Annotated in this window: 21 protein-coding genes and 1 tRNA gene; 11 read left to right on the top strand and 11 right to left on the bottom strand. The window is 70.6% G+C overall.

Going from position 1 to position 25,695, the window contains the following annotated elements; genetic code table 11:
• Positions 1-7 precede the first annotated feature (7 nt).
• From VFO26_RS08620 to narI, 5 genes are read left to right on the top strand one after another with little or no spacing between them, the layout of a single operon-like run.
• Complete coding sequence (locus tag VFO26_RS08620) at positions 8-1,183, top strand: MFS transporter (protein ID WP_325114538.1); 1,176 nt, start codon at positions 8-10, stop codon at positions 1,181-1,183.
• On the top strand, positions 1,180-4,815 hold the full coding sequence (locus VFO26_RS08615; protein ID WP_325114537.1) for a nitrate reductase subunit alpha: 3,636 nt from the start codon (positions 1,180-1,182) through the stop codon (positions 4,813-4,815). Before VFO26_RS08620 ends, VFO26_RS08615 begins: the two co-directional genes overlap by 4 nt.
• Entirely contained in the window at positions 4,815-6,389 is a 1,575-nt protein-coding gene (narH, locus tag VFO26_RS08610; RefSeq protein ID WP_325114536.1) for a nitrate reductase subunit beta, read from the top strand. The genes VFO26_RS08615 and narH overlap by 1 nt, the downstream gene beginning before the upstream one ends.
• Positions 6,386-6,985, top strand: a complete 600-nt coding sequence (gene narJ, locus VFO26_RS08605; protein ID WP_325114535.1) for a nitrate reductase molybdenum cofactor assembly chaperone — start codon at positions 6,386-6,388, stop codon at positions 6,983-6,985. Before narH ends, narJ begins: the two co-directional genes overlap by 4 nt.
• Entirely contained in the window at positions 6,982-7,683 is a 702-nt protein-coding gene (gene narI / locus VFO26_RS08600) for a respiratory nitrate reductase subunit gamma (RefSeq protein ID WP_325114534.1), read from the top strand. Before narJ ends, narI begins: the two co-directional genes overlap by 4 nt.
• Positions 7,684-7,738: 55 nt before the next feature.
• On the opposite strand, the gene VFO26_RS08595 is transcribed toward narI, so the two are convergent.
• The 3 genes from VFO26_RS08595 to VFO26_RS08585 form a co-directional block, all read right to left on the bottom strand.
• Positions 7,739-9,058, bottom strand: coding sequence for an alpha/beta hydrolase (locus VFO26_RS08595; RefSeq protein WP_325114533.1), 1,320 nt, complete (start codon positions 9,056-9,058; stop codon positions 7,739-7,741).
• Between the two features lie 70 nt (positions 9,059-9,128).
• Entirely contained in the window at positions 9,129-11,360 is a 2,232-nt protein-coding gene (locus tag VFO26_RS08590; protein WP_325114532.1) for an MMPL family transporter, read from the bottom strand.
• 19 nt (positions 11,361-11,379) lie between these two features.
• Positions 11,380-11,670 carry a hypothetical protein gene (locus VFO26_RS08585; protein WP_325114531.1) on the bottom strand — a complete coding sequence of 97 codons (291 nt, stop codon included), beginning with the start codon at positions 11,668-11,670 and terminating at the stop codon, positions 11,380-11,382.
• 584 nt (positions 11,671-12,254) lie between these two features.
• Here VFO26_RS08585 and VFO26_RS08580 point away from each other — a divergent pair.
• From VFO26_RS08580 to VFO26_RS08570, 3 genes are all read left to right on the top strand, one after another.
• On the top strand, positions 12,255-13,109 hold the full coding sequence (locus tag VFO26_RS08580; protein ID WP_325114530.1) for a phosphatase PAP2 family protein: 855 nt from the start codon (positions 12,255-12,257) through the stop codon (positions 13,107-13,109).
• 143 nt (positions 13,110-13,252) lie between these two features.
• Positions 13,253-14,029, top strand: a complete 777-nt coding sequence (locus VFO26_RS08575; RefSeq protein ID WP_325114529.1) for an SDR family NAD(P)-dependent oxidoreductase — start codon at positions 13,253-13,255, stop codon at positions 14,027-14,029.
• Between the two features lie 4 nt (positions 14,030-14,033).
• Entirely contained in the window at positions 14,034-15,020 is a 987-nt protein-coding gene (locus VFO26_RS08570; RefSeq protein WP_325114528.1) for a mannonate dehydratase, read from the top strand.
• Here VFO26_RS08570 and VFO26_RS08565 read toward each other — a convergent pair.
• Together VFO26_RS08565 and VFO26_RS08560 are read right to left on the bottom strand one after the other, a co-directional pair.
• The gene (locus VFO26_RS08565; RefSeq protein ID WP_325114527.1) at positions 15,007-15,936 is read right to left on the bottom strand and encodes a hypothetical protein; all 930 of its coding nucleotides are present in this window, start codon (positions 15,934-15,936) and stop codon (positions 15,007-15,009) included. The genes VFO26_RS08570 and VFO26_RS08565 overlap by 14 nt on opposite strands.
• Before the next feature lie 72 nt (positions 15,937-16,008).
• Positions 16,009-16,326 carry a hypothetical protein gene (locus tag VFO26_RS08560; RefSeq protein WP_325114526.1) on the bottom strand — a complete coding sequence of 106 codons (318 nt, stop codon included), beginning with the start codon at positions 16,324-16,326 and terminating at the stop codon, positions 16,009-16,011.
• A gap of 25 nt (positions 16,327-16,351) precedes the next feature.
• Between VFO26_RS08560 and VFO26_RS08555 the strand changes: the two genes are divergently transcribed.
• Positions 16,352-16,425 (top strand) — tRNA-Met (locus VFO26_RS08555).
• Positions 16,426-16,487: 62 nt separating this feature from the next.
• On the opposite strand, the gene VFO26_RS08550 is transcribed toward VFO26_RS08555, so the two are convergent.
• Positions 16,488-18,578, bottom strand: coding sequence for a multicopper oxidase (locus VFO26_RS08550; protein ID WP_325114525.1), 2,091 nt, complete (start codon positions 18,576-18,578; stop codon positions 16,488-16,490).
• A 417-nt stretch (positions 18,579-18,995) separates the two neighbouring features.
• On the opposite strand from VFO26_RS08550, the gene VFO26_RS08545 reads away from it, so the two are divergent.
• A complete protein-coding gene (locus VFO26_RS08545; RefSeq protein WP_325114524.1) occupies positions 18,996-21,293 on the top strand; it encodes a DUF6351 family protein in 2,298 nt (765 codons plus the stop codon).
• 66 nt (positions 21,294-21,359) lie between these two features.
• Here the strand turns inward: VFO26_RS08545 and arsB are convergent, their stop codons facing one another.
• The 5 genes from arsB to VFO26_RS08520 all read right to left on the bottom strand — a co-directional run bounded on the left by arsB (position 21,360) and on the right by VFO26_RS08520 (position 24,653).
• Positions 21,360-22,499, bottom strand: coding sequence for an ACR3 family arsenite efflux transporter (gene arsB, locus VFO26_RS08540; protein WP_325114523.1), 1,140 nt, complete (start codon positions 22,497-22,499; stop codon positions 21,360-21,362).
• Complete coding sequence (locus VFO26_RS08535) at positions 22,499-22,918, bottom strand: arsenate reductase ArsC (RefSeq protein ID WP_349259066.1); 420 nt, start codon at positions 22,916-22,918, stop codon at positions 22,499-22,501. The genes arsB and VFO26_RS08535 overlap by 1 nt, the downstream gene beginning before the upstream one ends.
• A gap of 83 nt (positions 22,919-23,001) precedes the next feature.
• Complete coding sequence (gene arsM / locus VFO26_RS08530) at positions 23,002-23,826, bottom strand: arsenite methyltransferase (RefSeq protein WP_325114521.1); 825 nt, start codon at positions 23,824-23,826, stop codon at positions 23,002-23,004.
• On the bottom strand, positions 23,826-24,185 hold the full coding sequence (locus VFO26_RS08525; protein WP_325114520.1) for a metalloregulator ArsR/SmtB family transcription factor: 360 nt from the start codon (positions 24,183-24,185) through the stop codon (positions 23,826-23,828). The genes arsM and VFO26_RS08525 overlap by 1 nt, the downstream gene beginning before the upstream one ends.
• Positions 24,186-24,284: 99 nt before the next feature.
• The gene (locus tag VFO26_RS08520) at positions 24,285-24,653 is read right to left on the bottom strand and encodes a VOC family protein (RefSeq protein ID WP_325114519.1); all 369 of its coding nucleotides are present in this window, start codon (positions 24,651-24,653) and stop codon (positions 24,285-24,287) included.
• Positions 24,654-24,763: 110 nt separating this feature from the next.
• On the opposite strand from VFO26_RS08520, the gene VFO26_RS08515 reads away from it, so the two are divergent.
• The gene (locus VFO26_RS08515) at positions 24,764-25,546 is read left to right on the top strand and encodes a nucleotidyltransferase domain-containing protein (protein ID WP_325114518.1); all 783 of its coding nucleotides are present in this window, start codon (positions 24,764-24,766) and stop codon (positions 25,544-25,546) included.
• The last annotated feature ends 149 nt before the right edge of the window (positions 25,547-25,695 follow it).

Raw genomic sequence — 25,695 nt, 5'->3', positions numbered from 1 at the left:
CGGGACCGTGGACGCGGGGCGCACGGCGACGAGGAACCTCACGCTGGCGACGCTCGCGTTCGCGGTCGCCTTCGTGGGCTGGAGCCTGATCGCCCCGCTCGCGAAGCGCTTCCAGGACGACCTCGACCTTTCGAACACGCGCACGCTCGCGCTGACCGCGGTTCCCGTGATTCTCGGGTCGGTGCTGCGGATACCGGTCGGCGCGCTGACGGACAGACTCGGCGGCCGCGTGATGTTCCCGGTCGTGCTCACCGTGTCCGCGATCCCTGCGGCGATCTTCGGCTTCGTCGAGGGATACGCGGCCCTCATCGTCGTCGGGTTCTTTCTCGGCATCGCCGGCTCGTCGTTCGCGGTGGGTGTCCCGTTCGTCGCCGGCTGGTACCCGAAGGAGCGGCAGGGATTCGCGCTGGGCGTGTACGGGATGGGGAACATCGGGACGGCCGTCGCGGCGTTCAGCGCCCCGGCGATCGTCGAGTGGTTCGGGCGCGGTGCGCTCGGGATCCTCGCCGCAGCGCTCCTGCTCGCGACCGCGGCCGTCTTCTACCGGATGGCCGAGGACCCCCCACGAGGCACCGCGGTCCGCTACGGCGCGGTGCTCCGCTCGGGCTGGAAGCTGTGGCGGCTGGCGCTCCTCTACTTCGTCACGTTCGGAGGGTTCGTCGCGATGGCGGTGTTCCTGCCCAAGCTCCTGCGAGACTGGTTCGATCTCTCGCTGACCGACGCCGGCCTGCGTGCGGCGGGCTTCACCGCCGTCGCGACGCTCGCCCGCCCCGTCGGCGGGATCCTGTCCGACAGGCTCGGCGCGGCGACGGTCCTGATCGGCGTGTTCGTCGGCGCCGGGCTCGACGCGGCGTGGCTCGCGTTTCTCTCGGGCGACCCGACGATCGTGCCGGTGACGATCGCCTGTCTCACGCTGGCAGCGTTCCTCGGTCTTGGCAACGGTGCCGTGTTCAAGGCCGTTCCCCACGACTTTCCACAGGCGACCGGCGCAGCGACGGGGATCGTCGGCGCCGCAGGGGGGCTGGGCGGGTTCTTCCCACCCGTCGTCATGGGAATCGTGAAGGATCACTTCGACACGTATGCGCTCGGTTTCATCGGCCTGCTCGCATTCACGGTGGTGTGCCTCGTGGTCGCCCTGACGATGCATCGCGCCACGCGGGCACCGCGCGAGGTCACCGCGTGAGCCTGCTCGCCCGGCCGCTCTTCTTCGGCACCGATCCGGGGTCGTCCGACGGCTGGAGCACAACGCAGCGCGACGGGCGCGAGTGGGAGCGCTTCTATCGCGAGCGCTGGCAGCACGACAAGGTCGTCCGCTCCACGCACGGCGTCAACTGCACCGGCTCGTGCTCCTGGAAGATCCACGTCAAGGACGGGATCGTCGCCTGGGAGACGCAGCAGACCGACTATCCGACGAACGGGCCCGACGTGCCGGAGTACGAGCCACGGGGCTGCCCGCGCGGCGCCTCGTTCAGCTGGTACCTCTACTCGCCGATCCGGGTGCGCTATCCGTACGTCCGGGGAGTGCTGCTCGATCTCTTCCGCGAGGCGCGCGACCGGCACGGCGGCGACCCGGTGGAGGCGTGGGCCTCGATCGTCGAGGACCCCGACAAGGCCCGCTCGTACAAGTCCGTACGCGGGAAAGGGGGCTTCGTACGCGCGACCTGGGACGACGTCGTCGACATCGTCTCGGCGGCGCACGTCTACACGGTGCAGCGCTACGGGCCCGACCGCATCGCGGGCTTCACGCCGATCCCGGCGATGTCGATGGTCTCGTACGCGGCCGGGACGCGGTTCCTGTCGCTGATCGGCGGGATCTGCCTGAGCTTCTACGACTGGTACGCCGACCTCCCGCCCGCCTCACCCCAGATGTGGGGTGACCAGACGGACGTCCCCGAGTCGGCGGACTGGTGGAACGCGAGCTACATCGTCCTCTGGGGCTCGAACATCCCGCAGACGCGGACACCGGACGCCCACTTCATGACCGAGGCGCGCTACCGCGGCCAGAAGGTCGTCGTGGTCTCGCCCGATTTCGCCGGTCACACGAAGTTCGCGGACCACTGGCTTCCCGCCGCCGCCGGGACGGACGGCGCGCTCGCGATGGCGATGGCGCACGTCGTCTTCCGGGAGTTCCACGTCCAGCGGACGGTGCCGTGGTTCGACGAGTACGTGAAGCGCACGACAGACCTGCCGTTCCTCGTCACGCTGCGCGAGCGCGACGGCGCCTACGTCGCCGACCGCTTCCTGCGTGCGTCGGATCTCGGGGACACGGCCGAGAACGCCGAGTGGAAGACCGTGCTCCTCGACGCACGGACCGGCGAGCCGGCGGTCCCGCACGGCTCGATCGGCTTCCGCTGGGGCGACGAGGGGATGGGCAAGTGGAACCTCGAGCTCGGCGACGTCGACCCGGCGCTGACGCTGCTCGGGCGTCACGACGAGCTCGTCGGGCTCGACCTGCCGCGCTTCGACGTCGGCGACGCGGGTGGCGAGGTGCTACGGCGCGGCGTCCCGGCGAAGCGCCTCGGCGACCGTCTGGTGACCACGGTGTTCGATCTCATGGCGGCCCAGCTCGGCGTCCACCGCGAGGGGCTCCCCGGGACGTGGCCGACGGACTACGACGACCCGTCGGAGCCGTACACGCCCGCCTGGCAAGAGCCGATCACCGGCGTCGACGCCGGGCGCGTGACACGGGTTGCGCGCGAGTTCGCCCGCAACGCGGAGCGCTCGAACGGCCGCTCGATGATCGTGCTCGGTGCCGGCACGAACCACTGGTTCCACTCCGATCAGGTCTACCGTGCGATCCTCCAGCTGGTCGCCCTGTGCGGGTGCCAGGGCGTCAACGGCGGCGGCTGGGCGCACTACGTCGGCCAGGAGAAGGTGCGGCCGATCAGCGGCTGGTCGACCCTGGCGTTCGCGCTCGACTGGAACCGGCCCCCGCGCCAGCAGGCGACGACGCCGTTCTGGTTCCTGGCGAGCGACCAGTTCCGCTACCAGCGCACGCGCGCCGACGCGTACGCGACGCCGCTCGGCACGGGCGTGCTCGACGGGATGCACGTGGCGGACTGCAACGCGCTCGCGGCCCGTCTCGGCTGGATGCCGTCGTACCCGACGTTCGACCGCAACCCGCTGGAGCTGACGCGCGAGGCGGCGGAGGCGGGCATGGAGGCGCCCGCGTACGTCGTCGAGCGGCTGAAGGCGGGCGAGCTCCGGTTCGCGGCCGAGGACCCAGACGCGCCCGAGAACTTCCCGCGCGTCCTGACGCTCTGGCGGGCGAACCTGCTCGGCTCGTCGAGCAAGGGGCACGAGTACTTCCTCCGGCACGTCCTCGGCGTCGAGGACGCCGCCGTGCGGAACACCGAGTCGACTCCGGAGGAGCGCCCGGACGACGTCGTCTGGCGCGAGGAGGCGCCGACCGGGAAGTTCGACCTGTTCACGACCATCGACTTCCGGATGAACGGCTCGGCCCTCTACTCCGACGTCGTCCTGCCCGCCGCCACGTGGTACGAGAAGCACGACCTCTCGTCCACCGACCTGCACCCGTTCGTCCACTCGTTCAACCAGGCCGTCCCGCCCCCGTGGGAGGCCCGCACCGACTTCGACATCTTCGCCCGCGTGGCCGAGCGGTTCTCCGAGCTGGCCGAGAAGCACCTCGGCACGCGAACCGACCTCGTCGCCGCACCGCTCCTGCACGACACGCCGGACGAGCTGGCGCAGCCGCTCGGCGAGGTGCGCGACTGGAAGCGCGGCGAGTGCGAGCCCGTCCCCGGGAAGACGATGCCGAAGCTCCTCCCGGTCGAGCGGGACTACACGGCGGTGTACAGGAAGTGGCGCGCCCTGGGGCCGCTGGCCGAGCAGCTCGGCTCCTCGGCGAAGGGGATCCCGCTCAAGCCGACGGTCGAGATCGACGAGCTGCGCGCGGCGAACGGCGAGGTCGACGGGCGGCCGGCGCTGACCCGCGACGTGCACATGTGCGAGGCGATCCTCGCCCTCTCGGGCGTGTCGAACGGTCGGTTGGCCGTCGAGGGATTCAGGGGGCTCGAGCAGCGGACGGGGACGCATTTGGCGGACATCGCAGAGGAGCACGCCGACGTCCGGATCACGTTCGGCGACACGCAGGTGCAGCCGCGCAAGGTGCTCGCCTCGCCGGAGTGGTCGGGCATGGAGTCGCGCGACCGGCGCTACAACCCGTTCACGATCAACGTCGAGCGGGACGTCCCGTTCAGGACGCTCACGGGGCGCCAGCAGCTCTACGTCGAGCACGCGTGGATGCTCGAGTACGGCGAGGGCCTCCCCACGTATCGCCCGCCGCTCAACGTCCTCGGCGTGGTGGGCGAGCAGCTCTCCGGCGACCCCACGCGGAAGGAGCTCCACCTGCGCTGGCTGAGCCCGCACTCGAAGTGGTCGATCCACTCGGAGTTCCAGGACAACCTCCATATGCTGACGCTGTTTCGCGGGGGGCCGGTGGTGTGGATGTCCGACGTCGACGCGAACGAGATCGAGGTCGCCGACAACGACTGGGTCGAGGTGTTCAACCGGAACGGCGTCGTCACCGCACGGGCGGTGGTCTCGCACCGGATCCCGCCGGGCGTCGGGCTGATGTACCACTCGCAGGACCGGCACGTGAATGTCCCGAGGAGCGAGCTGTCCGGGACGCGCGGGGGCACGGACAACTCGGTGACCCGGATCTCGATGAAGCCGACGCACCTGATCGGCGGCTACGCGCAGCTCTCGTACGGGTTCAACTACTACGGCCCGACCGGCACGCAGCGCGACGAGATGGTCGCCGTGCGGAAGCTTCTCGGGGAGGTCGTCTACTAGTGCAGGTCCGAGCCCAGATCGCGATGGTGATGAACCTCGACAAGTGCATCGGGTGCCACACCTGCTCGGTCACCTGCAAAAACGTGTGGACGAACCGCCGCGGCACCGAGTACGTCTGGTTCAACGACGTCGAGACGAAGCCCGGCGTCGGGTACCCGAAGCGCTGGGAGGACCAGGAACGCTGGAAGGGCGGCTGGGAGCTCAAGGGCGGGAAGCTCAGGCTCAAGGCGGGCGGCCGGCTCCGCAAGCTCGCGACGCTGTTCTTCAACCCGGAGCTGCCGACGCTCGACGACTACTACGAGCCCTGGACCTACGACTACGAGACTCTCACGAACGCGCCCGCATCGAAGCACCAGCCCGTGGCGCGCCCGGAGTCGCAGGTCACCGGCCGTCCCCTCGACCTGCAGTGGGGCCCGAACTGGGAGGACGACCTCGCCGGTGCTCCCGAGTTCGCGCGCCTCGACCCGAACCTCAAGGACGGCGTCGAGGAGCACGTGCGTCTCGAGTACGAGAAGGCGTTCATGTTCTACCTCCCGCGGATCTGCGAGCACTGCCTGAATCCCTCGTGCGTCGCGTCGTGCCCGTCCGGAGCGATGTACAAGCGCGAGGAGGACGGGATCGTGCTCGTCGACCAGGAGCAGTGCCGCTCGTGGCGGATGTGCGTGAGCGGCTGCCCCTACAAGAAGGTCTACTTCAACTGGTCGACCGGCAAGGCCGAGAAGTGCACGCTCTGCTACCCGCGCATCGAGGCGGGCCAGCCGACGATCTGCTCGGAGACCTGCGTCGGCAAGATCCGCTACCTCGGCGTCGTGCTCTACGACGCCGACCGCGTGCAGGAGGCGGCGTCGGTTCCCGACGAGAAGGACCTGCTCCCGGCGCAGCTCTCGCTGTTCCTCGACCCCGGCGACCCGGAGGTTCGCGAGCAGGCGCGGCGCGACGGGATCGCCGAGGACTGGCTCGACGCCGCCCGCCGCTCGCCCGTGTACGCGCTCGCGGTCGAGCATCGGGTCGCGCTGCCGCTCCACCCGGAGTACCGGACGCTGCCGATGGTCTGGTACGTGCCGCCGCTCTCGCCGGTGATGAGCCTCGTCGAGGGACCGGGCTCGGAGGCGGACCCGGACGACGTCTTCCCCGCGATCGACGAGCTCCGCATCCCGATCGAGTACCTCGCCAACATGCTCACGGCGGGCGATCCCGAGCCGGTCCGCGTCGCGCTCCGGCGGCTCGCCGCGATGCGCAGCTGGACGCGCGAGCGGAACCTCGGCGTCGAGCCCGACGTCGCCCTCGCCGCCTCCGTCGGGATGGAGCCCGCCGCCATCGACGCGATGTTCCGGCTGCTCGCGATCGCGAAGTACGACGAGCGCTACGTGATCCCGCAGACCCACGGCGAGATCGGGATCAACCCGCACTCGCGCCAGGGCGCGTGCGGTCTCGACTTCGAGGGCGGCCCGGGGAGCTGCGGCGCGATCGGGCAGAGCAAGGACCCGTTCGGCGCGAAGCCGCTCGCGGCGCCGGCGTCCACGTCCCCCGGCGGCTCGAACGTCGCGTTCCTCGACTTCCGGAGGAGCTCGTGAACGCGAAGCTCCTCGCCGTCCTGCTCGTGTACCCCGACGAGGCGCTGCTCGAGGCGCTGCCCGAGCTGCGGGCGGCCGCTGCGGAGCTGCCGCGCGCCGAGCGCCGTGCGCTCGAGCCCGCCCTCGACGCGCTCGCCGCGACCCCGCTTGCCGAGCTGCGCCGCTCCTACGTCGAGACCTTCGACTTCGACCGCCGGTGCGGGCTGCATCTCACCTACCACACCCACGGCGACCGGCGGCAGCGAGGTCTCGAGCTCGTACGGCTCAAGCGCCGCTACGCCGAGGCGGGGCTTCCGTTCCAGAGCGCCGAGCTCCCGGACTACCTTCCGGTCGTCCTCGAGTTCGCCTCGCAGCGGCCTGCGGAGGGACGGGAGCTGCTCACGTCGTTCCGGCCGCCGCTCGAGCTCGTCCGGGCAGCGCTCCACCACCGTGGAAGCCTCTACGCGGGCGTGCTCGACGCGCTCTGCGAGGCGCTGCCCCAGCCCACAGCCCGGCAGCTCGAGGAGGCGCGCAGGCTGGCCGAGGAGGGCCCACCTGCAGAGCTCGTCGGCCTCGAGCCCTTCGGCGCGCCGGAGCTCGCGGAGGTCGGGCAGTGAGTCGCTGGGACACGCTTCTGTGGGTGCTGCTGCCCTACATCGCGCTGACGAGCTTCGTCGTCGGGCACGTCTGGCGCTACCGCCGCGACGGCTACACCTGGACCGCGCGTTCGACACAGCTTCTCGAGCGGCGCCTGCTGCTCGTGGGCAGCCTCGCCTTCCACTTCGGCATCCTCGGGGTGATCGGCGGCCACGTGATCGGGATCCTCGTGCCCGATTCGTGGACGAGGGCGGTCGGCATCTCCGACGGCTTCTACCACTGGATGGCCGTGATCGTCGGCGGCGCCGCCGGGCTCCTGCTCTGCCTCGGGGCGCTCTTGCTCGTCTACCGGCGTCTCAGGATCGACCGCGTCCGCGCGACGACCCTTCGCAGCGACTGGGTGATGTACCCGCTGCTCCTCGTCACGATCGTGCTCGGGATGCTGTGCACGTTCGTGGGCGGCCTGCTCGACGAGTACCACTACCGCGAGACCGTCTCCCCCTGGTTCCGCAGCGTCTTCACGCTCGACCCGAAGGGGTCGCTGATGGTCGAGGCGCCGTTCGTCTACCAGGCGCACGTCACGGTCGCCTGGCTCCTCTACGCGGTCTGGCCGTACACCCGGCTCGTGCACGTCTGGAGCGTCCCGGTCGGGTACCTCGCGCGCTCGCCGATCGTCTACCGCGCGAAGCGCGGCGCGACCCGCACTGCTCTGCGCTGAGCGGCCCGCCCCGGGCGGTCGCGTCTCGGCGACCCGCCCGGGGAGAGCTCGGCGATCAACCGGAGCGGTGCGCTCCCTCCGCGAGCAGCGACCGGTCGAGGAACGCGACCACGCGTCGCTCGTACTCCGCCGGCCGCGCCTCGATGCCGCCGGTGTGGCTCGAGCCCGGCACCCGCCACATCGCCTTCGGCTCGCCCGCCGCTGCGTAGAACGCCGGCTGCCTGATGTCCTCCTCGCCCATGCCCGGCACGGCGTAGATGAGGAAGACGGGGCGGGGCGCGATCAGCCCGATGCGCTCCTCGATCCGCGGGTGCGGGCCGTGGTTCTGGAAGACGCTCGCCGCGGTCGTCATCACGAGCATCGAGGTGTCGACGAGGGGCTCGAGGATCCCCGATGACCGGGTCTCGCCCACGCGTCCGCCCGCGCCCTCCGAGACGACGGCCTTGATCGCCGTCGAGCGGGCGGCGGCCTCGAGCAGCTGCTCGCCCCCGATCGAGAAGCCGATCGCGCCGACCCGGTCGTCCTGGACGTCGTGGCGGCTCCGGAGGTACTCGGCCCCGGCGATGATGTCGGTGTCGCCGGCCCAGCGCACGACGTCGCCCTCGCTGCCGCCCTGCCCGCGCGGCTCGAGGAGCAGCACGCCGTAGCCGTGGCGGGCGAGCATCCGGCCGACGTCCGTCCGTCCCGCTCCCGGGTAGACGACCATCGCCGCGCCGTTCCGCGACGGCACGTAGACCGCCTCGAGCTCGAGGGAGTCGCTCGTCGTCACCGTCACCCGCTCCTCGCCGAGGCCGAGCGCCGGGATCGGGGTCGTCTTCCCGATGTGCGAGTAGCCGTACGGGAAGGCGATCGGGAAGACGACGAGGGCGAAGAGCAGCGGGGCGGAGACGGCCGCGATCGCGACGCTCGACGCGCGCAGCGCGTACCGCCTCCGGCGGCTTCCGCCCCTCCGGCGGGCCTTCCAGAGGGTCATTGGCCCGGACGCGAGCAGGATCAGCCCGGCCGGGAAGCCGAGCAGCGCCGTGTAGTGGTCGAAGGCGGCGCTCCCGTCCCGCAGGTAGTAGACGCCGGGCGCTCCGATCACGACGACGATCGCGCCGAGTGTCATCGCGGTCGCGGCCCGGAGCCCGGCCCGAAGGCGAGGGTAGACGACCGCGACGGCTGCAAGGACCGCGAGCGGGACGAGGCCGCTCAGGAGGTGGTCCCCGGCCCCGGTCCCGGGCGCCGGGTGGAGGAAGTTGTCGTCGAGGATCGGGATCGCGGCGAGCCCGATCGCGAGCCGGACGAGCTTCGTCTCGTCGCGGAGCACGCTCAGCGCGTGCGACGCGACGGTGGCAAGTCGTGCGGGAGGGGTCTGGGCGGCGGACATCGACATCGGAGGCTCCTTTCGTTCACGGGGAAGGCGCCCCGGCCTCCAAGGAGGCCGGAGCGCGTGGTGGCTCGGGTCAGGCGGCGGCGGGAGCGGGCTCGGGCTCAGGCGCCGGAGCACGCTCGTGCTCCAACCGGGGCAGCCACTGAAGCCACGAGGGCAGGTACCAGTTGGCGTCGCCGAGCAGCTTCATCGTCGCCGGCAGGAGCACGGCTCGGACGATCGTCGCGTCGATCAGGACCGCGACCGCCAGGCCGAGCCCCATCTCCTTGAGATCGACGAGCGGGAGGGTGACGAAGACGGCGAACACCGCCACCATCACGACTGCCGCGCTCGTCACCACACCGGCCGTCGAGCGGATCCCGTACGAGATCGCGTCGTCCGTCTCGAGGCCGCGGTCGTACGCCTCGCGGATCCGGCTCAGGATGAACACGTGATAGTCCATCGAGAGCCCGAACAGGATCACGAACATGAACATGGGCAGCCAGTTCGCGATTCCGCCGTTCGACTCGAAGTCGAGCAGGTTCTCGCCCCAGCCCCACTGGAAGATCGCGACGAGGACGCCGTAGGCGGCCGCCACGGACAGCAGGTTGAGGACGATCGCCTTGAGCGCGATCACGATCGAGCGGAACGAGACGAGCAGCAGGCCGAACGCGAACAGGAGCACGAAGCCGAACACCTTCGGTGCCGAGCTCGTCTGGGACTCGTTGAAGTCCCGGGAGTTCGCGGTCATGCCGGTGACGGCGTAGTCCACGCCGTCCACCTGCCCGAGCGTCTGTGGCAGCAGGTCGTCACGCAGGGTGGCGAGCGCTGCCGTGGACTCGTTGTCCGTGCCGTTCCCGGCGAGCGGGATCTCGACCCGGGTGACGGTGCCGTCGCGGTTGGTCTCGACGTCGATCGGCGGGTTCATCTCGCCGGTCGCGAGCGCCTTCCGCTCCAGGTCCGCGACTGCGTCACGGACGGCCGGAGACGTGACGTCGTCGGCCTCGATCGCGAGGACCGCCGGCTCGGGTGCGCCGGGGAACGCCGCGGTCAGCCGCTCGAACGGCTCGACGGCCGGGCTCCTGAAGCCCTCGATGCCCGTCTGTGACGTGTGCAGCTGGAGTGCCGGCAGTGCCAGCGCCACGAGCACGGCGGCGGCGGCGAGGGCCGAGACGAGCGGACGCCGGAGGACACGGTCGATGACGGCGCCCCAGAGCCGGCTCTCGCTCCTGCGTCGCCGGGCGACGAACGGGACCTTGCCCTTCTCGACCTTGTCTCCGAGCCGCCCGATGACCGCCGGCAGGACGGTGAGCGAGGCGATCATCGCCACTGCGACGACGACCATCGTCCCGACGGAGAACGACATGAACGTCTTGTCGCCGGACAGGAACATGCCCGCCATCGCGATCAGGACGGTTACGCCCGACACGAGCACGGCACGGCCGGAGGTCGCGGCGGCTGCCTCGAGAGCGGCCCGCTCGGAGCGGCCCGCCGCCCGTTCCTGCCGTTCGCGGCGCATGTAGAACAACGCGTAGTCCACGCCGACCGCGAGGCCGATCAGGAGGACGACCTCCATGATGTTCTCGCTCGCCGGGATGAGCTTGCTGGAGAGGGCGAGCGGGCCCATGGTCGCCATGACGGCGGTGACGCCGAGCAGGAGCGGGATCAGCGCCGCGACGAGCGAGCGCAGCACGACCAGCAGGATCAGGATGGTCAGCGGGATCGAGAGGAGGCCGGCCTTGGCGAGGCCGCCCTGGATCTCCGCGTCGATCGCCTTCTCGCTCGAGACGCCGAGCGACTCGATCGAGAAGCCCGGATGACGGGCCTCGACCTTGTCGACCGCCGCGACGATCTCGTCGATGTAGAGGATCGCTTCCTCGTAGGTCCCCTCGGGCGTGAACTGCACCATCGCCGAGCGCCCGTCCTGTGACACGAGGTCCGGGTGAGCCACGGCGAGCGGCGACTTCAGCTTCTGCGCCTCGGGGAACGAGCGCACCGTCCTGACGGCGTCCTGGATCGCGGCCCGGAAGGCGGGATCCTGCACGGTGAGCGTCTTCGACTGCAGGAGCACCATCTCGCCCTGCTCCTCGATCGTCTCGCCGTTCGCGTCGACGTTGAAGCCGGCGCGATCGATGATCTGGTCGGCCTTCCGGGACTCGCCGACGTTCGCCTCGTTCTGGTCGATGAACGTCGTCCCGAGCTGCATCGAGACGAAGACCGACACGACGACGAACGCCAGCCAGCCGAAGACGGCGGTCTTCCAGTGACTCGCGCTCCAGCCGCCCATCCGGGCGGCGAAGCTCCTTGATTGCTTGAGAGGTGACACGGCAGTGCTCCTTTCGGGTTCAGTCCTGCAGCTGCAGGTCGTGGGACTCGCTGAACGCGCCGCCGAAGCCGAAGCCGCGGTTCGCCGCGAACGCGAACGGGTGGTTGAACGCCTCGAGCGCCTCGGCGCCCGGGACGTGGAGCTCGAACGCGTCGTCGAGCTTCGAGTCGGCGACGGTGACCTTCACGCGGTCGGTCGCCTGGTTCCAGAGGAGGGAGACCTCGAGGCCGTCGTTGCCGCGGCTCGCGAGCTCGGTCCATCCGGTCTGGTTGCTCCGCGCTTCCTCGATGGTGATGACGCTCGAGCTCATGGCTCCTCCTCGTTGACGGGGCGTCGGTCTCGGTCGTGTGACGCGATCTCGCCCTCGTTGATCCATGAGCTGGAGGCTGCGCTTCCGCGCGCCCCCTGACATCGGGGCGCCACCCTGATCCCGCACCCTGATCTCTCGGCACGGCCCTCCGATGCGGGGGGCCGGGGGACGCGCCTACGGTTTCGGGGCGGCGCGCACATCACGGCCGGACCGCACCGCGATCGAGAGATCGTCCACGGCGAACGTCCCGCCGTAGCGCTTCGCCGGCCCGTGCGTCTCGATGGTCGCGTCCATGGCAGCGAGCGTACGAAGGCCGACTGCGGCCCGCGTCGCGCCTGAGCGGTGTCCTCGTCGTCACCCGCGGGTGGGCCCGGAGGCAGCTCCTCACCCTCCGGGGTGATGGGGAAGATCGCGGCCTCGCGCGAGGCATCTCGCGGTGACGGGGCGCCGCGTGCTCGCGGCGACGGAGAACGGCCAGGCTCCACCGTACGACGGCTCGGGGACGAGCCGGGCCCGCGGATCAGGGTGCGGGATCAGGGTGGCGCACCGATGTCCCCGCGCCGGGGCAGGGCCAAGCTCCAGGAGTGATCTACCAGGCCTCACTCGCACTCCTGCAGCGCGGCGGACGCCCGCCACGCGCGGCAGGCGCCGAATTGCTCCGCACCGGCCTGCTCCGGTTCGCGGCGTTCGAGCTCGCGGTCTGGGCGGCGTTGTACGCGGCGTATCTCGCCGTCCGGGGCGCGACCATCGGCAGCCCCGACGAGGCGCTGCGGAACGGACGCGAGATCGCCGCTGCCGAGAGCGCGCTTCGCATCTTCCACGAGGCGACGGTGCAGGACGCGCTCTCCACCCTCGAGTCGTTCTTCTCCGCCTACTACATGGCCGGTTTCGCGCCGCTGATCGCCGCCACCCTCGTGTGGCTCGCGCTCCGCCACCGGCAGTGCTACCGCGAGCTGCGTACCGCGCCGCTCGTCTCGATCTCGATCGCCACGGTCGTGTTCGTCCTCTTCCCGGCCGCGCCGCCGCGCCTGATCCCCGACCTCGGCATCGCGGACACCGTCGGCCTCTCGAGCCACGACACCGGCTCCTTCGCGGGCGTCCGCTTCAACCCGTATGCGGCGATGCCCAGCATGCATGTCGGCTGGAGCCTCCTCGTCGGGCTCGCTGGCTTCCGGGCCGCCAGGCGGCGGCTCCCGCGGTTCCTGTTCGCCGCGCATCCCGCCGTGATGGTGGTCGCCGTGATGGCCACCGGAAACCACTTCGTGCTCGACGCCGTCGCCGGCGCTGCAATCGCCGCGACGGTGGCCGGCGTCATGCACCTCGCCCCGCGGCTCGCCGCGCATCCCCGCCCCTTCCTCGCCCCTCGACGTGCCGCCATGCTCCGCGTCCTCGCCGATGCAACGACCATCGCGAGCCGGGGACGACGTCTGCAGACCTGATGGCGCCGGAGCACCGCTCCGTTCTTGCCGTTGCCACATACGTCTCCCCGGCTCCGTGGAGCAGCACGGAGCCGGTCGTCGGTCACGAGCAGGACTGCGAGCTGTCCGCGGGCCGCGGCGCTCGGATGGTGGATGATGCGGCCGTGCCGATCGAGGGGAAGGTCGCCGCCGTCACCGGCGCCGGTTCGGGCATCGGGCGCGGGATCGCGGCCGCGCTCGCCGCTGCGGGAGCGCGGGTGGTGGTCAACGACGTCGAGTCGGGAGGGCTCGACGGGACCCTCGACCTCGTGCGAGCGGCAGGGTCGGAGGGGATGGCATGCGTCGGCGACGTGCGGCGCAGCGCGGATGTCCGGCGCATCATGGACGACGCGGTCTCGGCCTTCGGCGGTCTCGACGTCATGGTCGCCAACGCGGCCGTCGGCCTGTATGCCGAGCTCGAGGAGATGGCAGAGGACGATCTGCACCGCGTCATCGATGTCGACCTCAAGGGCGCGCTCCTGTGCGCGCGGGAGGCGATCCCCGCGCTCCGGGCCCGGGGCGGAGGGAGCATCGTCTTCGTTTCCTCAGTCCAGGCGTACACCACGCTGCGCGGGTGCGTGGCCTACGGCGCCGCCAAGGCCGGGCTGGTCGCAGCGGCACGCGCGCTGGCGGTCGAGGTCGGCGAGCACGGGATCCGGGTCAACGCGATCGCGCCGGGCACGATCGACACGCCGATGCTCGCGCGGGACCTCGACGGCATGAACACGGCGGATGCGACGAGCTTCCTGGACAGCGTGCGCGCCGCCAACGCGCTCGGCCGGATCGGGACGGTCGAAGAGGTGGCCGACGTCGTGGTGTTCCTCGTCTCCGACCAGGCCGGATACGTGACGGGCACGACGATCGTCGCCGACGGCGGCTTCCTCGCCGTGAAGCGGTTCTGAGCCGATGCTGCGACTCGCCGAGATCCTGCTCGAGCCGCGGCCCGATGCGACGTGGGCCCAGCTGCGCCAGATCGGGGTCGAGGAGGCGGTCGGCGTCCTCCCCCGCGGTGCGACGGACTGGCGCGGCCATGCGGCCGAGCCGCCCTGGGCGTACGGGCCACTGGCGCTCCTCCGCCGAGCCGTCGAGGACGCCGGCCTGCGCCTCACGGTGCTCGAGGACAACCCGCCGATGGATCGCCTCCGACTGGGCGCGCCGGGGCGCGAGGAGGAGCTGGAGCACGTGCTCGAGCTTCTGCGGAACATGGGGAGGCTCGGGATCGAGGTGCTCTGTTACAACTGGATGGCGATCGTCCCGTGGTCACGCACGTCGACCGCACTCACTGGACGGGGCGGAGCGTCGGTCAGCGGCTTCGACCTGGCGGCCTGGGCCGACGGCCCCGATGCCCCCGAGGCGCCTGTCGAGGAGGACGCGCTCTGGGAGAGCCTCGCGTGGTTTCTCGAGCGTGCCGTCCCGGTGGCAGAGGAGGCAGGAGTCCGCCTCGCGCTGCACCCGGACGACCCGCCGCTCTCGCCGCTGCGCGGGATCGGGCGCATCATCCGCTCGCTCGACGCGTACGACCGCGTCTTCGCCCTTCAGCCGAGCCCGGTGAACGGCATGGCGCTCTGCCAGGGCAACGTCTGCCTGATGACGGACGACCTCCCGGCCGCGATCCGCCGCTTCGGGTCGCAGGGCAGGATCCATTTCGTGCACTTCCGAGACGTCCGCGGGACGCCGGAGCGGTTCGTGGAGACGTTCGTGGACGAAGGGCCGACCGACATGGCGGCATGCGTCCGCGCGTATCTCGAGAGCGGGGTGGAGGCGCCGCTGCGCACCGACCACTCGCCCGCCCTGGCCGGCGACAGCTGGAGCGTCCCGGGCTATCCGACGCTCGGCAGGCTGCACGCCGTGGGGTACGTGCAGGGGCTGCTGGCCGCACTCAACAGCAAGTGAACGCCATCGGGGGGACCGCGCCCTCCTCGGGCTCCGGAAGCTCGGCCGCGGCGAGGGCCGCGCCGTCGAGGAGGTCGCGCTCGCTCACGTCGATCGCGTGGAGCCCGTAGCGATCCAGGATCTCGCGCAGCGCTATCAGCCCGGCGACGATCACCGGCGCACGCGCGGGAGCGAGGCCGCGCACGCGCTCGCGTTCGATGAGCGGCATCGACGCCAGTTGCTCCGTGATCGCGGCGACGGAGTCGCGCGTGATCTGCCTGCCGTGAACCGTCTGAGGGCCCCGGAGCGCGATCGCCGCGGCGGTGGTGACGGTACCCGCCACGCCGACCGCTTGGCTCACGGCGAGGTCCGGGAGGAGCGAGCGGACGTGGGCGGCGCATGCGTCGAGCTCTTCGGGCGCGGGCGGGTCCGAGAGAAGAAAGCGCTCCGTCAGGCGTACGCTGCCCGCCTCCGTGCTGACTGCCCAGGAGATCCGGTCGGAGCCAGGGGTGACGAGCTCGGTGGAGCCGCCGCCGATGTCGATCACCAGCGTCCCCGTGTCCAGCCGACGGTCGTTCGCGACCCCGCGCAACATGAGCTCCGCCTCCTCGCCGCCGTCCAGCAGACGGGTGGTGAATCCGTAGCTCCACTCCACCTCGCCCAGGAACGCCTCCCCGTTGTCGGCGTCCCGGACCGCGCTCGTCGCGACCGCGAGCACGCGCTCGGCCCCGAGGCTCTCGGCCTCGCGCCGGTAGTCGACGAGGACGTTCCTCACGCGAGCGATCGCGATGGGGAGGAGGATCCGCCGACGGTCGACCGACTCACCGAGGCGCGTGATCTCCTCGCGGCGCACCACCACGTCGAGCCGCCCGTCGTCGACATCGGCGACGAGCAGGCGGGTGGTGTTCGTTCCGAGGTCGACGGCCCCGACGCGCATTCCGGGGGAGACGCTACAAGCCGTGCGTCGTCGGCGCGGCAACGGGCGCCCAGGATCGCTGTCGTACCGAGGTCAGACGCCCGGGAGGAACCAGAGCAGCCGACGCACCGTGTGGCGGGCTTCGCGGATCGCCTGGAGCTGGACGTCGAGCTTCGCGCGCGAGGCCGCGAGGCGCGCCGACGCCTCGCTCAGCTGCGACCCGGAGGCGCTCGCCCGGTCGAGGTGCGTCTGGATCCCGGCCGAGGCCTCAGCGATGCGCGCCGTCTCGGCGGAGAAGCTGCGCCCCGTCCGCTTGATCTTCCGCCAGAGGGCGAGCCCGCGGAGGACGGCGTAGACGAGCCCCCCGACGATCCCGGCGACCAGCACTGCGAGGGCGATCCAGAAGGCCACGACGGTGCTACCATAGTGGCCGCGACGCGGGGTGGAGCAGTCAGGTAGCTCGCCGGGCTCATAACCCGGAGGTCGCAGGTTCAAATCCTGCCCCCGCTATAACAAAACCCCCGGAAATCGGGGGTTTTGTCGTGTACGGGGGGCGGCGCGAGGCCCCGGCTTCACGCGGGCTGACCGGATTGCGGCGGTCCGATGCGGTAGGGGCGCATCATCTCGTTGTCTTCGTGCTCGACGATGTGGCAGTGCCAGACGAACTGGCCAGGCGTCTCGAACCGGCCTTTCACCCTCGTGACCTGTCCGGGGTAGGCGATGACCGTGTCCTTGAGCCCCGTCTCCCATGGCTCCGGCGGGATCGGCACGGATCCGGGCACGACCTGAACCGCCCCGCTCTCCTCGTCCACGAGGATGTCCTGGCGGTCGACCACCTCGAAGGCGATCTCGTGGATGTGCATCGGGTGGGCGTCCGCGGTGGCGTTGTACAGCTCCCAGATCTCGGTCGCGCCGAGCGGGGGGTTCTCCGACACCTCGTCCTCCCACATCTTCGCTACCCACGCTCCCGGCCCGCCGTTGGGGTCTCCCGCCACCGTGCCGAGCAGGGCCTCGGCCGGCGCATCCTCGAAGATCTTCGACATCTCCTCGAGCAGAGCCAACCGCCGCGTGGCGGTCGCAGGTGGCAGCGGCCCGAGCGCGGGTAGCTCCAGGAACTGCGGGGGCGTCGAATCGTCCGCATCGACCGCGGGCACGACGTCGAACCGCATGATCTGACCCGTCGTGTCGGGGTCGGCGACGTCGAAGTCATCAGGTGGTACGCCCCCGCCGAACGGCTCGTCCGGGCCGATGTTCCGGAGCACGTACTCGCCGACGGGGACGTTCGTGAAGTCCACGATCGTGTCCGCGCGCTCGGCGAGCCCCATGAGGAGGTGGTTCCCGTTCACGGCGCTGAGGTTGACCGGGGCGGCGAGGAAGCCGCCTTCGTTCCCGATCTGCCACAGCTCGACACCGGGGATCTCGCTGAAGTCGAGCATGAGGAAACGCGACTGGCAGCCGTTCAGGAAACGGAAGCGATATCGACGCCGCTCGACGGTCTGGAACGGCCACGTGCTGCCGTTGACCATGATCATGTTGCCGAAGAACTCGGGATTCCAGATCGGCGAGAGGTCGGTGTCCGGGATGTACGGCCCCCTGATCTCGTCGAAGAACTCCCGGGTGTCGGGATAGAAGAGCGAGCCGTCAGCGTTGAACGAGCGATCCTGAATCGCAATCGGGATCTCCCGGTAGCGCTTGTCGGGCGGGAACCTGTCGTTCTCGCGTGGCGCCGGGCCGGGCAGCGAGGCCTTGCCTCCGGTTCGGCGGTCGCGTACCGCATCATCTCCGTGGGGGCCACCGCGGATGATGAAGAAGCCCGCGGGGCCCGCGTACACATTGAGTCGCGTCATGCCGAGCGCGTGATCGTGATACCAGATCGTCGAAGCCCGGTTCTCGTTCGGGTACTGGAACGTGGCGAAGCCCGGCCCCCACTCGACGCCGTACGCCGCGGCCGCCTTGCCTGCGAAGAACTCGTACCAGGTGCCTTCCGTTGCGTAGCTCTCCGGGATGTCCTTCGCGGCAGGCAGATACCACGCCTCCGCGTACCCGTCGCTGTCGTCGGCCACACCCACGGCGCCGTGCACGTGCGTGACGATCGGCACCGGGCCCGTGTAGGGGCCGGGCGTCGTCGTGAAGGTCGGCCGGCTGTCACGGTGATCGGCGCCGCCTGGCGGGTTCGCCCAGTGCAGCGTCGGATCGACCGGCAGCAGATGCGGCAGGAACGTCCCGTTCCCGTCCACCAGCTCGTTGATCCACTTGACCCGCACCGGCCTGTTCCACATCGCCTCGATCGTGAGCGAGGGGGCGTTGTGGATCAGCAGCCCACGGTTGCTTTGCGCCGTCTTCGCGCCGTAGCCCCACACCGTCGTCTTGGGAAGGCTCGCCGGGAGGATCTGCTGTGCGAATTGCCGCATCGAGATCTCGTAGTAGTCGACGTTCTTGCCTCCGCGCTGGACGATCGTGTCGGCACGGGGCATCACCGGAGGGATCAGCATCGGTGTCCGGAACTTCGGAACCAGGGTCGGATCGAGCGTGCCGCCCGGAACCTGGGCCAGCGCAACCGGAGCGCTCACGCCGGGAACCCGCCCGAAGAGATAGAAGCCGGCACCCGCACCGCCGACCCAGGCGACGAACGTCCGCCGCGTGAACCGCCGCATCGTCTCCATCAGTCAGCCTCCCCCTGGTCCCCGACGCACGCCGTTGCCTTCATCCGGCATGGAAGGAGATGTCGCCCTCCTGGCCGCGAACAGGCCGCGCGTCTCATGACGCGGATCATCACCCGGGTGCGAGTCGGGCACATCCGGGATTTCGACTCACCCCGGGTGTGGGTTTTCCGCGCGTGTTTTCGCCGCGAGGACTGTGGGAAGGACAGAGGTCTGGCGGCAGGGGGAAACGGCCCGGGGATGCGTTTCCGGGCCGTTTCTCCGGGTACCGCCTGCGCCGAACTCTCCGCCGGCTGACTGACCCAGGGCGTGCCCTTCGCCCAGACCGTCACGCTGCGCGCGACCCATCGGCGATGCAGCCGGGTCGGCGCCGCAGTAGGATCGCCCGGCCGATCGGACCAAGACGCAGGGAGGGGACCAGTGAGACGAGGACTCGCGCTCTCGATCGCAGTTGCCGCCGTCGCGGCGCTTCTCGCAACGGGCCTGGCCACGGCCGCGACCGGCCCGCCGGCGGGGAACCAGGGTCAGCTCCAGGTTCGGGTCGTGTCCAGCCCGCCGGCGCTCGTCTCCGGCGGGGACGCCCGCGTCGAGGTGACGGTTCCGCCGAGCGTTCCCTTCTCGGCCGTGGAGATCACGGTGGACGGGAACGACGTGAGCGGTGCCTTCGCGCCCGACTCCGAGGGCGGGCACCAGCTCGAGGGGGTCGTGACCGGCCTGCCGCTCGGAGAGAGCGCGCTGCGGGCATCCGTGCCCGGCCCCGGCAACGCGCGACCGAACCGCGTCGAGCTTCGTCTCGTCAACCATTCGCTCGACGGCCCGATGTTCTCGGGGCCGCGCCAGGAGGTGTTCCTGTGCGCAACCGCGGGCAATGCCGCCAACGCCGCCCTTCCCCCGATCCCGCCGTCGGAGACCTGCACCACGCCGACGCTGACCGGCTACTTCTACCGCTCGGCAGGCGGCTGGTCGCCGTACACGCCGGGGACGAGCCCGGCGGACGCCGTGCCCGTGCCGCCGTACGGCAGCCCGTTCGTCGTCGTCTGGGAACGGGGCGTGATCGACCGGTTCATCTACTCGATCGCCGTGCCCGTCCCGGCACCGCAGGCCGCCGGCGGTCCCCTCGACCTCACGCGATGGAACCGGGCCCTGATCTACAAGTTCCAGGGCGGCGTCGGGATCGGCCACTATCAGGGCAACCCCTCGCGCGGCGAGATGCTGTACGAGCCGGGCCTCGCGAAGGGGTACGCGATCGCCTACTCCACGGGCAACCGGACCTCGACGCACTACAACCTCCAGCTCGGGGGCGAGGCTGCGATCATGGTCAAGGACCGGTTCGTCTCGGCCTACGCCGAGCCCGAGTACACGGTCGGCGTCGGCGCCTCGGGTGGCGCGATCCAGCAGTACGTGTACGGGCAGAACCACCCGGGGCTGATCGATGCCGGGATCCCGCAGTACTCCTACCCCGACATGGTCACCCAGACGATCCACGTGGGCGACTGCGAGCTCCTCGAGCATTGGATGGACCGGCAGGTGCTCGCGAGCCCCGCGTCGATGTGGCGGAGCTGGACGAACCGGACGCTGCTCGAGGGAATGTCCAGCTCTCCTGTGGTGCCCAACCCCTACGCCGCGGTGATGCCCTACATGCCGACACCCGGCTCGACCGAGTGCATCAACGGCTGGCGCGGGTTGTCGCCGCTCGCCCTCAACCCGTTGTTCGGCACTGCCCCCGGTGTCACGCCCGAGCAACAGGCGGCGGTCGAGTGGACCCACTGGGCCGACCTCGTCAACATCTACGGCCGCGACGAGACCGGCTTCGCACGCTCGCCGTGGGACAACCGTGGCGTCCAGTACGGCCTCTCCGCACTCCGCTCCGGGAGCATCACGCCCGAGCAGTTCCTCGACCTGAACGCGAGCGTCGGGTCGTGGAAGGAGTCGAAGGACATGGTGCAGGAGGGCTGCCCGTACATCGCCGCCCTCTGCGGCAACCCGGCGAACGTCGACGTCTGGAGCGCACGCAACATGAACCTCTCGGCCGACGGCGGCGCCACGCCGGCAGCCCGCAGGGTGGGGAACCGGCAGGCGCAGTACGCCGCCTATCGCTCAGGCATGGTCTTCCGCGGTAAGATCGAGATCCCGCTCATCGACTGGCGCCACTACCTCGAGCCGCTGCTCGACATGCACAACTCGCACCAGTCCTTCGCGGCGCGCCAGCGCATGCTCGACTTCGACGGCGATGCGTCGAACCAGGTGATCTGGTTCACCGACGCTCGCCCGGCGGGGCCGCAGTCCGACCAGACGCCGATGGCGCTCGACGTGATCGACGAGTGGATGACGAACATCGCCGCTCACCCCGAGCGGAGCGTCGCCGCGAACAAGCCGTCGGGGGCGGTCGACCGGTGCTTCACGACGAACGGCTCGCCCCTGGCGAGCGGCGACGGCGTCTGGGCCGGGATCCTCGACGACCGCCCGCAGGGCGCATGCGCGCAGGCGTTCCCGGTGTTCGGGACGTCGCGCACGGTGGCCGGTGGCCCGATCACCGGCGCGGTCTTCGCGTGCGAGCGGCAGCCGGTCGAGCGGGCGGCGGCGCAGGGCCTCTACGCGCCCTGGGTGCCCGGGACGAGCGACATCGCCCGCCTGAAGCAGATCTTCCCCGACGGCGTCTGCGACTACACGAAGGGGGATGCGGGGCTGCCGCCCGAGCTCAACGCGAAGGGGCGCTGAGGGCGGTGCACAACCGACGAGGGCTCTGTGCACGGTGCGTTGCCACGTCGGCGGGCGTCTGGACCCTCAGGCCTCCGCGTGGTCGACGGACAATGGACGTGCCACGTCGCGGTCTCGCCAGAAACGGCGCGCCCAGAGGGCGACGTACACCAGGGCGACGAGCACCGGGACCTCGATCAGCGGGCCTACGACGCCCGCGAGCGCCTGCCCCGAGGTCACCCCGAAGACGCCCACCGCGACCGCGATCGCCAGCTCGAAGTCGTTGGACGCGACGGTGAACGCGAGGCTCGCGGTCTGCGCATAGGGCAAGCCGCTCAGCTTGCCGATCACGAAGCCCGCGACCCACATGCCTGCGAAGTAGACGAAGAGCGGCAGCGCGATGCGGGCCACGTCGAGCGGCTCGGAGGTGATCGTGTCGCCCTGGATCGCGAAGAGGAGCACGATCGTGAACAGGAGCCCGTACAGCGTGATCGGGCCGATCCGGGGGAGGAAGCGTGTCTCGTACCACTCGGGGCCTCTGCGCTGGAGGGCGATCCTGCGAGTGAAGAACCCGGCGGCGAGCGGGATGCCCAGGAAGATCAGCACCGTGCGCGCGACCTCCCAGATCCCCACCTCGAAGCCCTGGGTGTCCAGCCCGAGCCAGCCGGGCAGGACGGTGAGGTAGAAGTAGCCGAGGAGAGAGTACGCCGCGACCTGGAAGACGGCGTTGAAGACGACGAGGATGGCCGCGCGGTCGCGATCGCCCCTCGCAAGGTCGTTCCAGATCAGCACCATGGCGATGCAGCGGGCGAGACCCACGATGATCACCCCGGTGCGGTATTCGGGCTGATCCGCCAGGAAGAGCCATGCGAGCGTGAACATGAACAGCGGGCCGATCACCCACGAGAGGAACAGCGACGTCCCGAAGAAGAGACGGTCGGAGACGCCGTCGGCCCGTCGGTGCCCCAGTTCCTCGTAGCGCACCTTCGCCAGCACCGGGTACATCATCAGCAGCAGCCCGAGCGCGATGGGGAGGCTGACGGTGCCCACGCGGAGCCGGTCGAGGCCGGCGTCCAGGCTGGGGACGAGCGAGCCGAGACCGAGCCCCACGACCATGGCGATCGCGATCCAGAGCGGGAGGAAGCGGTCGAGTGTGGACAGCTTCCGGAGGACGGCGTCGTCCCGTCCGGGCGCGGGAGCGGTGCGGCGAGCCTCGGCGACAGCCATCAGCCGACACTCTCCTCGTCGCCGCGTGCCTGGTCGTCGAGCTCTCCGACGAGGTGCTCAACACGTCGGCCGATCTCGTCACGGATCTCGCGCACGCGCTCGAGCGGCAGGCCGTGGGGGTCGTCGAGCTCCCAGTCGAGGTACCGCTTGCCGGGGATGTACGGGCAGGCGTCTCCGCAGCCCATCGTCACGATCACGTCGGCCCACTGTGCGTCCGCGTTCTCCAGGCGGCGTGGCGACCGGCCGCCGATCTCGAGATCGAGCTCGCGCATGACCTCGGCGACCTCGGGATGGACAGCAGCAGCGGGGCTCGATCCGGCCGAGCGGGCCGCGTGACGGCCGCTCGCGGCGCGCGCGAAGAGCGCCTCGGCGACCTGCGAGCGCCCGGCGTTCCGGACGCAGACGAAGAGCACGTTCACCGGTGCGCCCGTCGCGGTCCCGTCCAGGGCGCCGAGCCGCCCCTCGACGGCGAGGGTGGGGATCGCGAGTCGCGGGCGGGCATCTAGCAGCACCCCGCCGTCTGGGCCGGCTGGATCACGGGAAGGCCCTTCGACTCGGGGCTCTCGGTCTTCCGCGCCTTGACGATCGCGCCGTGCATCCCGTCCGCGACCTGATGGGTGAAGGAGACGGAGATCTCCTCGAACCCGGCCGCCTCGAGGCCCGCGACGTACTCCGAGACCGACAGCGCCCCGGCGATGCAGCCCGCGTACGACCCCCGCTCGGCCCGCTCGGCCGGCGAGAGCCTGTCCTCCGCGACGACGTCGCTGATCCCGATCCGGCCGCCGGGCTTGAGCACCCGGGCGATCTCGGTCAGCACCGTCGCCTTGTCCGTCGAGAGGTTGATCACGCAGTTGGAGATCACCACGTCGACAGAGGCGGCGGGCAGCGGGATCGCCTCGATCAGGCCCTTCAGGAAGTGGACGTTCCGCACGCCCGACTCGGCGACGTTCCGCTGAGCGAGCGCGAGCATCTCGTCCGTCATGTCGAGCCCGTAGGCAGTCCCGGTCGGACCGACCCGCTTTGCCGAGAGGATCACGTCGATGCCCCCGCCCGACCCGAGATCGAGCACCGTCTCGCCTTCGCGGAGCTCGGCGACGGCCGTGGGGTTCCCGCAGCCGAGGGAGGCGAGGACGGCGGTACCGGGAAGCTCGTTGCGCTGCTCCGCCTCGTAGAGCGCTTCTCCGAAAGACGACGCGTCCGTCTCGCCGTCCGCACAGCACGAGCCGCTCCCGCAGCTACCCGTCGCTCCTTCGGTCACGGCGCGGGCGGACTCCGCATAGCGTCGCCGGACCTCCTCGCGCAGGTCCTCGGCAGTGGTCGTGGTCATCAGCAGCACACCCCTTTCAGGTCGGCGACCGCCGCCAGCTTCTCGACGGCGTCGCGCTTCAAGGTGAAGTAGGCCCACTTGCCGCGCTGCTCCCGTTCCAGGAGACCGGCGTCGACCAGCTTCTTCAGATGGTGGGAGACCGTCGGCTGGGCGAGGCCCAGCGGCTCGTACAGCTCGCACGCGCACACCGACTCGTCGCTCGTCGCGACGAGGTTCACGATGCGGACGCGCGCGGGGTCGCCGAGCGCGCGGAACAGCTCGGCCGTGGCGCTCGCCTCGGCGTCGCTCATCGCCGCGGTGGAAAGCGGGGCACAACAGGCAACCGGCTCGAGCGTGGTGCTCACGACGACGACCTCCATGACTGTTCGGGCTTCATATCGATGATGGTCAATATATCGAAGATCATCGATGCATGTCAAGTAGGCCGCGGCGGTTTGCGTCGTGCGGGCTTCCGTGAGCTACGGCCGTGGGGGCAGCTGCTGTACCGCCCAGCGGTTCCCGTCGGGATCGTCGAAGAAGACGAACGAGCCCCAGGCGAAGTCCTGGACGTCGCTCACGTCGACTCCGCGCTCGGTCAGCTGCGCGCGGGCGGCGTGGACGTCCGAGACCACGAGCTGCAGCTGCGCGGAGCCCGGGGCCGACTCGGTGATCCCGGTCCCGAGGGCGATCGAGCAGTTCGATCCGGGCGGCGTCAGCTGCACGAACCGCAGCTGGTCCGTGACCGTGTGATCGTGGTCGGGGGTGAAGCCCGCCTTCTCGATGTAGAACGCCTTCGCGCGGTCGACGTCCGACACCGGGATCGCCACGAGCTCGAGCTTCCAGTCCATCGTTCGTCCTCCTCGTCGGTGGTGCGCTGAGCTTCCGGGGAACCTACGTGCCGACCGCGCCGTCGTCCAAGCCTCTCCAGCCGCTCCCGCGGCAGGCACTGTCCCGTCACATGGACGACCTCGCCGATCCTGGGACCACGCGCTATCTGCAGGAGGTGGTCCTGCGCGTGCGCGCGATCCTCGGCGACGAGCTCGTCGGGGCCTACGCCGGCGGCTCGCTCGCGCTCGGTGGCTACGACCCCGGTCGCAGCGACGTCGACCTCGCGGTGGTCTGCGGCGGTCGGGTGGCGGGCGAGACGAAGCTCGAGATCGTGCGCGCCCTACGTCACGAGGCGCTGCCCTGCCCGGCCAGGGGGCTCGAGCTCGTCGTCTATCCGGAGTCGACCGTACGCGAGGCGACGCGGGACGCCGGCTACGAGCTGAACCTCAACACCGGGCGCTCGATGCCGTTTCACCTCTCGCTGTCTCCGGGGGACGGCGGGGCCGAGCACTGGTACGGCATCGACCGGGCGATCGTCCGCGACAGGGGTCGAGCACTGTTCGGGCCGCCTCCGGATCGGCTCTTCGCGTCGATGCCGAGGGGGTTGCTGCTCGACCTGCTGATCGAGTCGCTTCGCTGGCACGAGAGCGCCGGCGTCGCGCGGGAGGACGATGCCGTCCTGAACGGGTGTCGCGCGTTGCGCTACGCCGCAGAGGAGACCTGGTCGTCGAAGGCGGAGGCCGGCGTGTGGGCCCGCGGGCAGGTCGCCGACGCGGCACTCGTCTCCGAGGCGCTGGCCGCGCGTTCCGATGCACGGCGTCTCGACCACCGCCGGGTCGTCGCGTTCCTGGAGCGAGCGCGGCGTTCTCTCGAGGCGGCGGCGGCCGCCCACGACGGCTCGTCACATTCTTGACACCGCCTTCGGCAAGCCTCTACGTTGGCTGTGCCGAATGTGCTGTGACAACCCGTTACGTCGCCCTGCGACGGGTGGCGGGCTCCACGCGAGGGCCACGGGCCGTGGATCTCCTCGCGAGCCGCTCTATCAGTTCGCGGGCGACGCCG

This window comes from Gaiella sp., from assembly GCF_035710885.1.
Taxonomy (GTDB): domain Bacteria; phylum Actinomycetota; class Thermoleophilia; order Gaiellales; family Gaiellaceae; genus Gaiella.
This window is presented reverse-complemented; position numbering and strand designations above follow the sequence as displayed.